Here is a 13,355-nt window from a genome sequence, read left to right on the forward strand (position 1 = left end):
TCATTGCCCGGGGCGGTTTTTTTTATTTTTTTAGCCGTGGAGATAGCTGTTCTGACAGACTATTTTTGTACAAATGATTTTGCGGGTAGCTCACAAATATGACACTGGCGTGAATTTTGCGCATTGACGAGCCTGATGTTTAGGGGTATTCGTTTTAGTGTGATTGCACACTTAGTAATCACTGTTTTCTTTTCCACCAGACCCAAAGATGAGGGAAACGAGGCATGAAGAGACAAAAACGAGATCGCCTGGAACGGGCACATCAACGTGGATATCAGGCCGGCATTGCCGGACGCTCAAAAGAAATGTGTCCCTATCAGACGCTGAATCAGAGGTCATACTGGCTGGGAGGCTGGCGAGAAGCCATGGGGGATAGGGTTTTAATGGCCTGATTCTGTCTCTTTAGATAAAAGAAACCTCCGCAGAGCGGAGGTTTCGCCTTTTTGCCCACCAGACAAGACGAATAAACGTTAATGTCTGGCTGCTAAGCTGACCTTGATTAGAACGCGGAAGTGTCCTGGAAAAGACCCACTTTCAGATCGTTTGCGGTATAGATCAGACGACCATCAACCAGCACTTCACCATCAGCCAGGCCCATGATCAGGCGACGATTAACGATGCGTTTGAAGTGAATGCGGTAAGTCACTTTCTTCGCAGTCGGCAGAACCTGGCCGGTGAATTTAACTTCGCCTACGCCCAGCGCGCGGCCTTTACCTTCGCCGCCCAGCCAGCCGAGATAGAATCCAACCAGCTGCCACATGGCATCCAGACCCAGGCAGCCCGGCATCACCGGATCGCCGATAAAGTGGCATCCGAAGAACCACAGGTCCGGGTTGATATCCAGTTCAGCTTCAACATAACCTTTGTCAAAGTTGCCGCCGGTTTCGGTCATCTTGATGACACGGTCCATCATCAGCATGCTTGGTGCAGGCAGTTGTGGCCCTTTTGCGCCAAACAGCTCACCGCGACCAGAGGCAAGAAGGTCTTCTTTTGTATAGGATTCGCGTTTATCTACCATGTTCTCTGTAAGCCTTATTTTATTGAAGCACGCAGGATAGCTAACACGTGTACGCTGAACAAGTCCGATCAGTTCGGAATAATCCAGTTCAGCCAACGTAGCGGCCAGGGAAAACGGTGACGACCTTCCTGCTGCGTTGCCGTAGCAATACGCTCCTGGATAGTTTGCATCAGCGTTGTCTGGCCTTCACCATCCCACACCAGATTTAATAACAGTGGCAGCGCATCGGTCACGTCGTCCACCGCCCAGATAGTGAATTTTTCTTCTTCTACGGCCTGTAGCAGAGCGGGCTGCAGGCTCAGGTGTCTGACATTCGCTGAAGGAATGATAACGCCCTGTGTGCCTGTCAGCTCACGCTGCTGACAGATGGCGAAGAAGCCTTCAATTTTCTCGTTCAGACCACCAACAGGTTGTGCCCGACCAAACTGATCGACAGAACCGGTAATGGCGATGCTTTGATTAACAGGAACGTCGGCGAGGGCGCTAATCAATGCGCAAAGTTCTGCCATGGACGCGCTGTCGCCGTCCACTTCGCTGTAGGATTGCTCAAAGGTCAGCGAGGCAGAGAAGGGGATTTGCTGCTCAAGCTGGAGTTCCGACATCAGGAACGCCTGCATAATCATCATACCCTTCGCATGAATATTTCCGCCAAGCTCGGCTTTGCGCTCAATATCCGTAAATTCGCCGTCGCCAATATGAACCACACAACTGATACGAGAAGGCTCACCAAACGCGCGGGGGTGGCCAGGAAATTCAATCACTGACAGGGCGTTGATTTGGCCAATACGCTCGCCTTCCGTCTCGATCAGAATCTGTTCCTGCAGGATCTCATCCTGCATTCGTTCGGCGAGGAAACCTTCCCGCCATTCACGCTGGGTCAGCATCAGGCTGAACTGCTCAGCGTTGCAGGTTTCGCCCTCGCATAACGGGGCCACTTCTTTGAACTGTCGGGTGATCCACAGCGGGTTAAGCGGCAATGTATCCTGTTCGCCGGTATAACGAACGGCTTCACGGATCAGCACTTGCCAGGCATCAGGGGCCGGGTAGGGCAAATTGTTGCGCGTAGCGGTATGTGTTACCCACTGACACCACTGCGTCATGGTTTCGGCATCCACTATCTGCAGATTATCTTCAAACTCGCTATAAATAGCCTGCTCAGCCAGCTCCGGCTCCATGTCCTGGAAGTCTGCCAGTGATTCACGTTCACCGACTAATACCACTTTGAGTTTAAGCGGCATAGGTGGAACGGAGACGGGCAGCGGGCGAGACTCATCAAAAGCTACCCAGTCAAAACGCTCGTGGCTGACAATGGCTTTCAGGCGCATCCACAGCAGCGGTTGGGCCAGTAGCGTGCGCAACGAAATAACCAGCACACCACCGTTGGCCTGATGCACAAGGCCTGGCTGTAGGGTAATTTCGCCGTTGAACTGACGCAGACAGCCAAACAGTTGTTCGGCTTCAACCCAGTCAGCGCAGACTACCTGGGTTAATGTCGCAAAATTGTCTTCTGCTGTCTCAGCTGTACGATAGCGGATAGTGTGACCGGAGATATCATAATGACCTCCGGTGAGACTTCCGGCATCCGAGTGCAGAGGCCGCGCGGCCTGTGCAATAAGGTTGATGTACTCAAGCTCTTCCGGCGCTTTTACCAGCATGAACGAAGACGTCGTCCAGTGCTGAAGAAGCTGCTCCAGCGCAAATTGTAAACGTGGCTGAGTATCACTAAGTAAGGTATCGGTGTCGTCAGTGACGTGCGGCTGTGCAAATACTTCCTGATAACTATCGGTGTCAGGAACCAGATCACGCCATGCAAGTTTCGTAATGGTCAAAGTTGATGTTTTTTAGTCTGTTGTAAAAAACGAGATTATACCGTAACCATCATCACTGCACACGTGGAAAGCGCTGTGAAACGAATGCGATGACGCGCGACAGTTCACAGGCTGGATATTCTTTTCTTCAGATGCCGAAAAAGCTGATATTCTGATAAGAGTTACACGGTAACATTGAGATCGCAATGAAATATCAACAACTTGAAAACCTTGAAAGCGGCTGGAAATGGAAGTATCTGGTGAAGAAGCATCGTGAGGGGGAATTAATCACCCGTTACGTAGAGGCCAGCGCTGCCGAAGAAGCCGTTGATTTGTTGCTAACCCTCGAAAATGAACCGGTTCGGGTCAATACCTGGATTGAAGAACACATGAACTCTGCGCTGCTAAATCGTATGAAACAAACCATACGGGCGAGGCGTAAGCGGCACTTTAACGCGGAGCATCAGCATACGCGAAAGAAATCTATCGATCTGGAATTTATGGTCTGGCAGCGCTTAGCGGGGCTTGCGCAGCGGCGCGGCAAAACGCTTTCTGAAACTATTGTGCAACTGATTGAAGACGCAGAGCATAAAGAGAAGTACGCGAATAAAATGTCGACATTGAAGCAGGATTTACAGGCGCTGCTGGGAAAAGAATAACCACAGAATGGCTAAATGTGTTGTGTACAGGCGTGCTTTGATTGATAAAAAGTGAAAAAAAAACCCCGCAAAGCGGGGTTTTTTCATAAGACGATAACTTAAGCCTGAGGCTGAGTTACAACGTCTTTGATACCTTTAACTTCGATCTCAACACGACGATCCGGAGCCAGGCAGTCGATCAGTGCAGCGCGAGCTTTCACGTTGTCACAGGTGTTGCCAGTAACTGGGTTGGATTCGCCCATGCCACGTGCAGAGATTTTGTCAGAAGGAATACCTTTAGAGATCAGGTAATCAACAACGGACTGAGCACGTTTCTCGGACAGACCCTGGTTGTAAGCGTCAGAACCGATGCGGTCAGTGAAGCCCAGAACCACTACGGAACCGTCTTTCGGATCCAGGTTGCTCAGCTGGCTGTACATCTGATCCAGAGCCTGCTGGCCTTCTGGTTTCAGAGTTGCTTTGTTGAAGTTGAACAGAACGTCAGACTTCAGAGTGAAGTGTTTGGTCTGTACTTCCGGAGCCGGAGCCGGTGCAACAACTACTGGAGCTGCTTCTTCCTGCTGACCGAAACGGTAGGAAACACCAACGCTCAACAGACCGTTATCCGGACGACCGCCAACGGTGTTCGCGTCACCGATGTTGTTGGTCCACTGGTATTCCAGACGGGTAGCGATTTCAGGAGTAATTGCATACTCTACGCCACCTGCGAATACTGGGGAAACACCAGTGTCGTGGTCTTTGAAGCCTTCGTTGTTTTTAGCGTCTGCACGCCAAACCATACCACCCAGACGGGTATAAACGTCCAGATCGTCAGTGATTGGGTAACCCAGTTTAGCGGTCAGCTGAACGCCCTGAGCTTTGAAAGCGCCATTATTGTGGGTAGCATCGGTGGCGCCTTTGTACGGCATACGACCTAACCAGTCGTAACCCATTTCGAAACCAACGTACGGGTTAACCTGGTAACCACCGAATGCACCAGCACCCAGTTGGCTTTCGTGGGTAGGACCGGAGTTGTTGATCTGGTTGTTGCCAATATCATGGTACTGAGACCAGCCCAGTTTAGCACCAGTGTACCAGGTGTTATCTTTCGGAGCGGCCTGCGCCACGGTAGCGAAACCAGCCAGTGCCACTGCAATTGCGATAGCTGTCTTTTTCATTTTTTGCGCCTCGTTATCATCCAAAATTCGCCATGAATATCTCCGAAGAGAGATAACACGGTTAAATCCTTCACCCGGGGACCAGTTCAATAGTTACTCTACCGATATCTGCGGCTTATGCCGAGCACCCCTGGCGATGTAAAGTCTACAACGTAGTTGAAAACTTACAAGTGTGAAGTCCGTCAGGCATATGAAAAAAAAAGGCTTGTGTACACAATATTTAACATTTATAGATGAATAAATGTACTGAAGATTTCCTGAAAACCGCTTCAGACAGGCCTTCAGCCGGAAAACGCGTTACAGCTCAATGGCAAATTAAAACATGAAAAAAAATTCCAGGATAAATCCTAATTTTACTCAATGATACAAATTCGAGTGAATTTTTAGCCCGGAATGCTGTCTCCCCGCAAGTGACTGAGCGCGAACAGGACGCATGATAAACCCCATCGCATTACCTTCATCTGCCGCTTTTACCAGTTCGGCATGTTCATCTTCGGTTAATTCTTCCGTCAACCAGCCGATGACGACGCTGTAGTTACCTGTGCGCAGCGCACGAACCATCGATTCCAGCGTATTGCAGGGGGAGAGCTGGCTGATTTGCATGACTTTGGTCAATGGAAGCCCGGCCGACTGCACCCACTCACGGCTTAATTTTTGCTGAGGCGTCAGCCACAACTGCCAGCGTGATTGTTGCCCTAACTGTTGCAGCAGGGGAAGCAGCAGGAGCTGCGTCATCATGGGCTGGTCCTCGCGATAGACCACTTCACTGATAAGCCCAGCGGTAGCGTTCTCTGCTGAAACGCGCGCAATGCTGCTCGATGCGGAAGAGAACGACGAAGAACGATTTGCATAACCTGAAGTGTACATAATCAATCCAGCCCTGTGAGTTACTGTATGGATATACAGTAACCCCGCCATCAATAAAGATCAACCTAATTTTCGGAAACAGGTTCGCAATTTTTAGTCATCATCACGGGAAAAATAAAATTCATCTTGCCCCATACGCATAAGTTGCCTATTTTCGTCATTAACGGATCTGCTACTGCAAATTATTTGCTTACGTTATGATTTAAAAGGATTTTTATGAAAGAAAAGTCTTATGCAAGAATCTATAAATCACAAGAATATCTGGCTTCTCTGGGAACAATTCACTACCGCTCACTGTTTGGCGGCTATAGTCTGACGGTTGGTGATACGGTCTTTGCCATGGTTGCCAGCGGTGAGTTATATCTTCGCGCCTGTGAGCAGAGCGCCCAGTACTGTGTAAAAAATTCTCCTGTCTGGCTAACATTTATCAAGCGCGGGCGTCCGGTTGTACTCAATTATTACCAGGTGAACGATACCCTGTGGCAAAACCAGCAGCAGTTAGTATCGCTATCACAATTTTCACTCGATGCAGCCGTTAAGGAAAAACAGAGTCGCTTTGCACAACATCGCCTGCGGGAATTACCGAATATGACGTTTCATCTGGAGACCTTGCTAAATGAAGCAGGAATTAAGGATGAGGGGACATTGCGATCGCTGGGAGCTCAGATGTGCTGGTTGAAACTTCGGCAAAATAACCCTGCCTTAACGGTAAAAATACTCTATGCCCTTGAAGGGGCGGTTGACGGGGTGCATGAAGCCGCGCTCCCGGCGACGCGTCGCCAGGAGCTGGTGGAGTGGGTAAGTTCTCTTACGCCGGAACCGGGGTATTAGATGGCAGCACGGCAATTTGTTGCTGTAATCGCCGAATCTCCGGGAGCAGGGCAATCAGTAACCCAACTTGCTGTACGACCAGCGGCTCTTTACTGTCCGGACGTGGCTCGAGATGCTGAATTCGCTGCTTCAGATCTTCCAGCGCCTGGTATACGCGCTGCTCATCAGCAGGTTGATGATGAAGCGCATCATCTACATAGCAGACGGCATCATCCAGCAATGCCAGGACGTCAGGATTGGTTAACTGCTCGCGATGTGCGCCGAGGGCGGAAATATAGCTGGTAAACGTATGGTTAAGACACAGCAAGCGGAACGCCGTTTCGCGTGTTTGGGCCGTGACATCCGGTTCACTCGACATGTTCGACACCACCGAAGCAAGTTCCGCATCACGATTGTGCGCGTCACGGCGGGCGATACGGTATGCCAGACGATTATCACGCCCCTGATGATATTGTTCGAGAATAGCATCAAGATAACGACAGTTAGCGTCAGTGGCCCGTTCAATCACTCGCGGCAGATTCCGAAAACGCCAGTCTGGCCAGACAAAACTGACAGCAGCCCAGGCGATGGCACAGCCGATCAACGTATCGATGACGCGCGGAAGTGCAACTTCAAAACCTTCACCGAGCAGGTTAAAGCACAGCAGCACCAGCAGCGTGATAAACATGGTGGCATGCGCGTACTGGACGTTACGAAAGGCAAAAAACAACACGCCGGTAATCACCAGAAGTATCAATTGCCCTTCGAGAGAAGGTACAAACCACAGGATCGGTAACCCAATGGCGATCCCGACTAATGTGCCGATAATCCTTAGTGCCAGACGATGTCGGGTGGCGTTGTAGTTTGGCTGGCAGACAAACAGACTGGTCAACAGGATCCAGTACCCGTGGTTCATTCCGGTTATCTGGATAATGGCATAGCCGACGCAGAGCACCAGCGACATGCGAACAGCATGACGAAACAGGGCGGACTCAGGCGTGAAATTACGGCTCAGACGCAACCAGATATCACTGAACCCATGCGGGCTGTCATCGGCAAGCTGATTTTCAGACTCATTGCGCGAAAGTACCTGAGCCTGTTCGGACTCAATGGTAGCCAACTGAGCATCGATGGCCCGCAGGTTTGACAGTAAAAATCCCAACGTGTTGAGCAGGTCGGCAGGCTCACCACTCGCGCGCATGCGCTCAAGTGCAGCATCAATATGGGTGAAGACGCGCTCAAAGTGCGGATCGTGCTGATAAGGCGTGCGTAATAAAATACAGCGAGACAGTTGCGAACACGCTTGCCCCTGCATCGACATCAGGCGCTGGAAGCGGAACATCACATCGCTGTGGCGGAAATGGTCGCGAAGCGTTTGGTACTGAATATGCGAGGAGCTTGCGCGTTCGTGAATATCCTGCGCTACAAAATAGTAATGTAGCGTGCGACGTGTTCCTCGCTGTCCGCGGTCGCCGCGCAGGCGGGTCAGCAGCGACACCTTTGTCTGGTTTAGGGTCGCCATCAGTTGCCCATTCGCAAGAGCCAAATCATACAACGGAGCCTGGCTTTCATCTTCTATGTCGGGATCAAAAAGACGCGATTTCAGTTCCAGATAGTGCGCTAACTGTTCATAGCTACGCGCCAGATTGTCCTGCAACGGGCGAATAGGGAACAGAAGATGTCCGGTCAGGGTTAACAGGTTGTACCAAATGGCGCCCGCGAGCAGCAGGATTGGCTGCTGATACCACTGATCGTAAAGCGAGGTGCCGAGCATCGTGTAAATGGCGATCAGCAACGCGCCAAAGGCGATGGTTGCATAGCGCTGCCCTAATCCCCCCAGCAGTATAAAGCCGCTGGTGGAGAGCGTTAACCCAAGGGCAAACAGCCATGGCCATGGGAAGAGCAGTTCGACCGAGGCCGAGGCAATGAAAAAGCACACCAGCGTGATGATCAAATTGCGCAGGCGGCCTGCAAGACGATCGTCCAGGTCAGTAAGCGCGGCAGCGACCATACCCAGCGTGAGCGGGATGGTCAGCTTAACGTCACCCAGCCACCAGGGCAGCGCTGTTGTGCCGCAAAGCGCGATAAAAATCCGCACGTAGTACAGCCAGGTGCTGTTCCAGGTATAGCGTTTGAGCAGAGGACTTAACATAAAGGCCATCGGTCCTGATTATTCGAAGCGACGACGCGCGTTGGCTTCACGCGCTGCGCGTGCAACTTCAACTGACACTACCCGGCGACCCACCGGCCACAGTGCAATCGCCGCGATTTTGAAATTCGCAATGCCAACCGGGATACCAATAATCGTAATGCACTGGGCAATACCTGAGACAATGTGCATCAGGCACAACCACCAGCCGAAGAAAATCAGCCAGAAAATATTGAGCACGGTGCCTCCGGTATTCAACAGGACGTTTTTGCCCGCTGGATTAAGCTCATCGACATGAATCGCTTCGTTACCGTAGGGAAACAGCGAGAGTCGGGTAATTTCCCAGCATGAGCGGGTCAGGGGGAGAGTAAAAATCAGCACAATACTGACCAGCGTAGCCAGTAACCAGGCTAAGGTGGTGGCGAATCCCCCGAGCACAAAATTTAAAATATTCAGAACAGTACGCATAAACCCTCGGTTAACTCTGGTTTTCTGTGAATTCGGCAATTGTAACGTTTTTTTGGGCTGGAGCACGTTTTCTCTGGCGGTTACACTGATAAGCAAACCTCTTCGTGTGGATCCGCTTGAGTCTTATGGAACTGAAAGCAACTTCTCTTGGAAAACGTCTGGCACAACACCCTTACGATCGGGCCGTTATTCTCAATGCCGGGATTAAGGTTTCCGGCGATCGTCACGAGTATCTTATTCCCTTCAATCAGTTACTGGCTATTCATTGTAAACGCGGCCTGGTATGGGGAGAGCTGGAGTTTGTGCTCCCGGATGATAAGGTGGTTCGTCTTCACGGCACTGAATGGGCAGAAACCCAGCGCTTCCATCACCATTTGAATTCGCTCTGGCAGCAGTGGAGTCAGGAAATGAGCGACGTCGCTGCGGGAGTTTTACAGCAGCAGTTGGAGGCGATCGCCACCCGCACCAGTGAGAATAAATGGCTGACGCGCGAGCAGACGTCAGGGCTACAGCAGCAGATCCGCCGCGCCTTTGCCGCATTGCCGCTCCCGATCAACCGGCTGGAAGAATTTGAAAATTGCCGTGAGGCGTTACGTCAATGCCAGGCATGGTTGAAGGACATTGAAGCTTGTCGCTTGCAGCACAACCAGGCGTATACCGATGCCATGCTGGAAGAACATGCCGATTTTTTCCAGCAAATTGAGTCCTCGCCGCTGAATCCGGCCCAGGCGCGGGCGGTGGTGAACGGCGAACAATCATTACTGGTTCTTGCGGGGGCCGGAAGCGGCAAAACATCCGTATTGGTCGCCCGTGCGGGCTGGCTACTTGCGCGAGGGGAAGCGGCGGCCGAACAAATCCTGCTGCTGGCGTTTGGACGCAAAGCGGCCCAGGAGATGGACGATCGCATCCGTGAACGTCTGCATACGGAAGAGATCACCGCGAGGACGTTTCATTCACTGGCGTTGCACATTATTTCGCAGGGGAGCAAAAAAGTCCCGACGGTTAGCAAGCTGGAAAATGATGTTGCCGCGCGCAGCAAACTTTTTATCACGACCTGGCGTCAGCAGTGCAGTGAGAAAAAAGCACAGGCCAAAGGCTGGCGGCAATGGTTAGAAGAAGAGATGCAGTGGTCTGTACCCGAAGGTAACTTCTGGGATGACGAAAAATTACAGCGCCGGCTGGCTTCCCGGCTGGATCGTTGGGTTAGCCTGATGCGTATGCATGGCGGAGCGCAGGCGGAGATGATCGCCAATGCTCCGGAGGAGATTCGCGATCTTTTCAGTAAACGCATTAAGCTGATGTCTCCCCTGCTCAAAGCCTGGAAGGGCGCCCTGAAGGATGAGAATGCCGTCGATTTTTCCGGGTTGATTCATCAGGCCATTGTCATTCTGGAAAAAGGGCGGTTTATCAGTCCGTGGAAACACATTCTGGTCGACGAATTTCAGGACATTTCTCCTCAGCGAGCCGCCCTGTTAGCCGCACTGCGCAAGCAAAACTCACACACTACGCTGTTCGCCGTAGGGGATGACTGGCAGGCAATTTACCGGTTCAGCGGAGCACAGCTTTCGTTGACCACCGCATTCCAGCAAAACTTCGGCGAGGGCGACCGTTGTAATCTGGATACGACTTACCGTTTTAATAGCCGCATTGGTGAAGTCGCAAACCAGTTTATCCAGCAAAACCCTCATCAGCTTACGAAACCGCTCAACAGTTTGATGGCAGGCGATAAAAAAGCCGTCACGTTGCTCGATGAAAGCCAGCTGGATCTGCTACTGGATAAGCTGTCGGGATTTGTGAAGGCAGAAGAGAGAATTCTGGTGCTGGCGCGATACCATCACCTGAAACCTGCCAGTCTGGAGAAAGCTGCCACCCGTTGGCCTAAGCTACAGCTGGATTTCATGACTATCCATGCCAGTAAAGGACAGCAGGCAGATTACGTTATTGTTGTGGGGCTTCATGATGGGAATGATGGTTTTCCCGCCCCGGCCCGCGAGTCGATTATGGAAGAGGCGTTGCTTCCGGCGGTGGAGGATTTCCCGGATGCTGAAGAGAGACGCTTGCTGTATGTGGCGCTAACGCGTGCACGGTATCGGGTATGGCTGCTGTTTAATAAAGAAACACCGTCGTGCTTTGTTGATGAGCTTAAACAACTGGATGTTCCGGTAGCAAGAAAACCCTGAATAGCAGGCGGCAATTGCCGCCTGCCCGGCGTTTATTTGAGGCGCTCTGCCAGATAGCGGGCGTAATCTGGGATCAAAATGTCCGTTGCATCGTTGAAGTTTGGCGACTGGATAATAAAATCGGCGGTCGACACGTTGGTGGCAACCGGAATGTTCCATACCGTCGCCAGACGCAGTAGCGCTTTGACATCAGGATCGTGAGGTACGGCGTTCAGCGGGTCCCAGAAGAAAATCAGCACATCAATTTTCCCTTCTGAAATCAGCGCGCCCACCTGCTGGTCGCCCCCCATCGGACCGCTCAGCATGGCGTTGACGTCCATTCCCGTTGCGCGTTGGATTAAGTTTCCCGTCGTTCCTGTGGCGTACAGAACGTGCTTTTCCAGCAACGGCTGGTGGCGTTCCACCCAGCTCATCAACATCTTTTTACAGTGATCGTGTGCAACCAGCGCAATATGCTTACGCGCTGGCAATGTGCGAGTTGTTAATTCCATAGTACAGCTCCCAAGTTAACCTGGTTACAGAGTACTGGAAGCTCTTGATGCTGCAAGAGAAAGACAAAAAAAATGCGTATGCGAACATAAATGTCATGAAGGAGGCTGTTTCTGAGCCCATTGCAAAAAGTTACTTCGCGTTTGCGCGTCGGCCTGCTGGTACCAATATTTTAAACGCTGTTCGGTCAGCGTTTGCGACTGAGGCGGCACGCGATCCAGTTCAGATACCCCGGAAAGCAGCGAGCTGTCATCGGCCATCATCGTAGCAAACTGCGGTAATGACGCATGTTTAGCCGCTTTGTTATAGCGTTCAGTTTCCATTTCATAATTCACGATTTTTGCTGTGGATGTGATTGACAGAATATCCAGCTTGACGGGGATAGGCATGGAGTCCCCATCCAGCAATTCCACGCGTGGAGCGTCATCAAAATGCGCTGTATCCCGCTCATTGTTCAGACGCGGGAGGTGAAAATTAACCTGGCTGACGAGTTGTGTATCAAAGCTGATGACCAGCGGAGCCGAAATATACAGACGTTCTTCGTGGCTGGACAAGCGAATGGTTTTTTCTACGCGAAATACGAGCTGGTGGCGACCATTTTCCAGCTCGATACTGTCGGCGCCACGCAGTAATGAGCTGGAGACTTTTTTTCCGTCCAGCACCAAAAGGTCAATATCATTAGACAGGCGTAATGAGGTAGCAAAAACGGTAACCGGCAAACACAGGGCAATTAAGGCTGTCACAATGCCGGCTTTCATAGGTTTCTCCTGTCCAGAAAATAGCTGCAAACATGTATCTAAATTTTTCGATAATCACGTTTACTAACATATAGACATATTTTTGAGTTTAGCTCTCATACGCCAGTATGGGATGAATGGTTGCGGGGGCAGGTTTGTCGTACACTTTGTTAAACAGCCTGGAGGAAAACGATGAAAGAGACCGATATTGCTGGCATTTTGACATCTACCCGTACGATTGCACTGGTTGGCGCGAGCGATAAACCCGATCGCCCAAGCTATCGCGTGATGAAGTATTTACTCGATCAGGGCTATCACGTTATTCCCGTTTCACCGAAGGTTGCCGGGAAAATGCTGCTGGGGCAGCAGGGCTATGCAACGCTGGCGGATGTGCCAGAGAAAGTGGATATGGTCGATGTCTTCCGTAATTCTGAAGCGGCGTGGGGCGTCGCTCAGGAGGCTATCGCCATTGGCGCGAAGACGCTATGGATGCAGCTTGGCGTAATTAACGAGCAGGCGGCCGTGCTGGCGCGTGATGCGGGGCTGACGGTGGTGATGGATCGTTGCCCGGCGATTGAGATCCCGCGACTGGGACTGGCGAAGTAAAGTTGGATTGTCGCCGGATGAAACGCACAGGCCCGATAAGCGAAGCGCCATCGGGCCTGTGTTAGTATCAATTACGCAGGCGTGGAGCCTGAAGCTGTTTACGGATTGTGCGCGCCAGTTCATCCATTGACGGTTGCTCCGGATGTTCTTCCTGTAGCTCGCTACTCAGTTGCGCTTCGGCCAGATACGTATGCACTGGCAGACCATTATCGTCTTCCATCACCACGTGATACCAGGGAGCGGCGCGAAGTTCGCTGTTAACCGCCAACTCATCGGCTGACGGCTCATCAAGCGAATATTCCGGGTCGATATCCACGACCACTCCGAGGTAACCTAACAGGGAATGGCGGACCTGCTGGCCGATACCGAATTTGCTGGCAATCATAGTCACCTCCCGGGAAATAGAT

General features: G+C 51.5%; 14 protein-coding genes. 5 read left to right on the top strand and 9 right to left on the bottom strand.

What is annotated here, in order from left to right; genetic code table 11:
• Nucleotides 1-224 precede the first annotated feature (224 nt).
• Entirely contained in the window at nucleotides 225-392 is a 168-nt protein-coding gene (rmf, locus tag GPJ68_RS08560) for a ribosome modulation factor (protein ID WP_003035871.1), read from the top strand.
• A gap of 107 nt (nucleotides 393-499) precedes the next feature.
• Here rmf and fabA read toward each other — a convergent pair whose 3' ends face one another.
• Together fabA and GPJ68_RS08570 are read right to left on the bottom strand one after the other, a co-directional pair.
• On the bottom strand, nucleotides 500-1,018 hold the full coding sequence (fabA, locus tag GPJ68_RS08565) for a bifunctional 3-hydroxydecanoyl-ACP dehydratase/trans-2-decenoyl-ACP isomerase (protein WP_003035875.1): 519 nt from the start codon (nucleotides 1,016-1,018) through the stop codon (nucleotides 500-502).
• A gap of 68 nt (nucleotides 1,019-1,086) precedes the next feature.
• Nucleotides 1,087-2,847 carry a Lon protease family protein gene (locus tag GPJ68_RS08570; protein WP_016156136.1) on the bottom strand — a complete coding sequence of 587 codons (1,761 nt, stop codon included), beginning with the start codon at nucleotides 2,845-2,847 and terminating at the stop codon, nucleotides 1,087-1,089.
• Between the two features lie 185 nt (nucleotides 2,848-3,032).
• Here GPJ68_RS08570 and matP point away from each other — a divergent pair, with 185 nt between their 5' ends.
• Nucleotides 3,033-3,485, top strand: coding sequence for a macrodomain Ter protein MatP (matP, locus tag GPJ68_RS08575; RefSeq protein WP_016152480.1), 453 nt, complete (start codon nucleotides 3,033-3,035; stop codon nucleotides 3,483-3,485).
• 98 nt (nucleotides 3,486-3,583) lie between these two features.
• Here the strand turns inward: matP and ompA are convergent, their stop codons facing one another.
• Entirely contained in the window at nucleotides 3,584-4,642 is a 1,059-nt protein-coding gene (ompA, locus tag GPJ68_RS08580; RefSeq protein WP_016156137.1) for a porin OmpA, read from the bottom strand.
• Between the two features lie 357 nt (nucleotides 4,643-4,999).
• Nucleotides 5,000-5,509 carry an SOS-induced cell division inhibitor SulA gene (sulA, locus tag GPJ68_RS08585; protein WP_019076414.1) on the bottom strand — a complete coding sequence of 170 codons (510 nt, stop codon included), beginning with the start codon at nucleotides 5,507-5,509 and terminating at the stop codon, nucleotides 5,000-5,002.
• Between the two features lie 216 nt (nucleotides 5,510-5,725).
• Here sulA and GPJ68_RS08590 point away from each other — a divergent pair, with 216 nt between their 5' ends.
• The gene (locus GPJ68_RS08590) at nucleotides 5,726-6,340 is read left to right on the top strand and encodes a TfoX/Sxy family DNA transformation protein (protein ID WP_016152483.1); all 615 of its coding nucleotides are present in this window, start codon (nucleotides 5,726-5,728) and stop codon (nucleotides 6,338-6,340) included.
• Here the strand turns inward: GPJ68_RS08590 and yccS are convergent.
• On the bottom strand, nucleotides 6,318-8,471 hold the full coding sequence (gene yccS / locus GPJ68_RS08595) for a YccS family putative transporter (protein WP_049283246.1): 2,154 nt from the start codon (nucleotides 8,469-8,471) through the stop codon (nucleotides 6,318-6,320). The two genes, GPJ68_RS08590 and yccS, sit on opposite strands and share 23 nt — an antisense overlap.
• Before the next feature lie 18 nt (nucleotides 8,472-8,489).
• On the bottom strand, nucleotides 8,490-8,936 hold the full coding sequence (locus tag GPJ68_RS08600) for a YccF domain-containing protein (protein ID WP_016152485.1): 447 nt from the start codon (nucleotides 8,934-8,936) through the stop codon (nucleotides 8,490-8,492).
• A 125-nt stretch (nucleotides 8,937-9,061) separates the two neighbouring features.
• Here GPJ68_RS08600 and helD point away from each other — a divergent pair, with 125 nt between their 5' ends.
• Nucleotides 9,062-11,116: a DNA helicase IV gene (helD, locus tag GPJ68_RS08605; RefSeq protein WP_180837241.1), complete on the top strand. Its 2,055-nt coding sequence runs from the start codon at nucleotides 9,062-9,064 to the stop codon at nucleotides 11,114-11,116.
• Nucleotides 11,117-11,148: 32 nt separating this feature from the next.
• Here the strand turns inward: helD and mgsA are convergent, their stop codons facing one another.
• Nucleotides 11,149-11,607 (bottom strand): methylglyoxal synthase, encoded by a 459-nt coding sequence (gene mgsA / locus GPJ68_RS08610; protein ID WP_016152487.1) that lies wholly within the window; start codon nucleotides 11,605-11,607, stop codon nucleotides 11,149-11,151.
• Nucleotides 11,608-11,700: 93 nt separating this feature from the next.
• Nucleotides 11,701-12,363, bottom strand: coding sequence for a DUF2057 family protein (locus tag GPJ68_RS08615; RefSeq protein ID WP_049042103.1), 663 nt, complete (start codon nucleotides 12,361-12,363; stop codon nucleotides 11,701-11,703).
• A 171-nt stretch (nucleotides 12,364-12,534) separates the two neighbouring features.
• On the opposite strand from GPJ68_RS08615, the gene GPJ68_RS08620 reads away from it, so the two are divergent.
• Nucleotides 12,535-12,948 (top strand): CoA-binding protein, encoded by a 414-nt coding sequence (locus GPJ68_RS08620; RefSeq protein ID WP_016152489.1) that lies wholly within the window; start codon nucleotides 12,535-12,537, stop codon nucleotides 12,946-12,948.
• A 67-nt stretch (nucleotides 12,949-13,015) separates the two neighbouring features.
• On the opposite strand, the gene hspQ is transcribed toward GPJ68_RS08620, so the two are convergent.
• Complete coding sequence (gene hspQ, locus GPJ68_RS08625; protein WP_016152490.1) at nucleotides 13,016-13,333, bottom strand: heat shock protein HspQ; 318 nt, start codon at nucleotides 13,331-13,333, stop codon at nucleotides 13,016-13,018.
• Nucleotides 13,334-13,355: the final 22 nt, after the last annotated feature.

This window comes from Citrobacter sp. 172116965, from assembly GCF_013458095.1.
GTDB lineage: Bacteria > Pseudomonadota > Gammaproteobacteria > Enterobacterales > Enterobacteriaceae > Citrobacter > Citrobacter braakii.

Excerpts from the sequence above, each read along its gene's own strand:
- rmf (WP_003035871.1), top strand. The coding sequence starts at position 225 with ATGAAGAGACAAAAACGAGATCGCCTGGAACGGGCACATCAACGTGGA.
- fabA (WP_003035875.1), bottom strand. The coding sequence starts at position 1,018 with ATGGTAGATAAACGCGAATCCTATACAAAAGAAGACCTTCTTGCCTCT.
- matP (WP_016152480.1), top strand. The coding sequence starts at position 3,033 with ATGAAATATCAACAACTTGAAAACCTTGAAAGCGGCTGGAAATGGAAG.
- ompA (WP_016156137.1), bottom strand. The coding sequence starts at position 4,642 with ATGAAAAAGACAGCTATCGCAATTGCAGTGGCACTGGCTGGTTTCGCT.
- sulA (WP_019076414.1), bottom strand. The coding sequence starts at position 5,509 with ATGTACACTTCAGGTTATGCAAATCGTTCTTCGTCGTTCTCTTCCGCA.
- GPJ68_RS08590 (WP_016152483.1), top strand. The coding sequence starts at position 5,726 with ATGAAAGAAAAGTCTTATGCAAGAATCTATAAATCACAAGAATATCTG.
- yccS (WP_049283246.1), bottom strand. The coding sequence starts at position 8,471 with ATGTTAAGTCCTCTGCTCAAACGCTATACCTGGAACAGCACCTGGCTG.
- GPJ68_RS08600 (WP_016152485.1), bottom strand. The coding sequence starts at position 8,936 with ATGCGTACTGTTCTGAATATTTTAAATTTTGTGCTCGGGGGATTCGCC.
- helD (WP_180837241.1), top strand. The coding sequence starts at position 9,062 with ATGGAACTGAAAGCAACTTCTCTTGGAAAACGTCTGGCACAACACCCT.
- mgsA (WP_016152487.1), bottom strand. The coding sequence starts at position 11,607 with ATGGAATTAACAACTCGCACATTGCCAGCGCGTAAGCATATTGCGCTG.
- GPJ68_RS08615 (WP_049042103.1), bottom strand. The coding sequence starts at position 12,363 with ATGAAAGCCGGCATTGTGACAGCCTTAATTGCCCTGTGTTTGCCGGTT.
- GPJ68_RS08620 (WP_016152489.1), top strand. The coding sequence starts at position 12,535 with ATGAAAGAGACCGATATTGCTGGCATTTTGACATCTACCCGTACGATT.
- hspQ (WP_016152490.1), bottom strand. The coding sequence starts at position 13,333 with ATGATTGCCAGCAAATTCGGTATCGGCCAGCAGGTCCGCCATTCCCTG.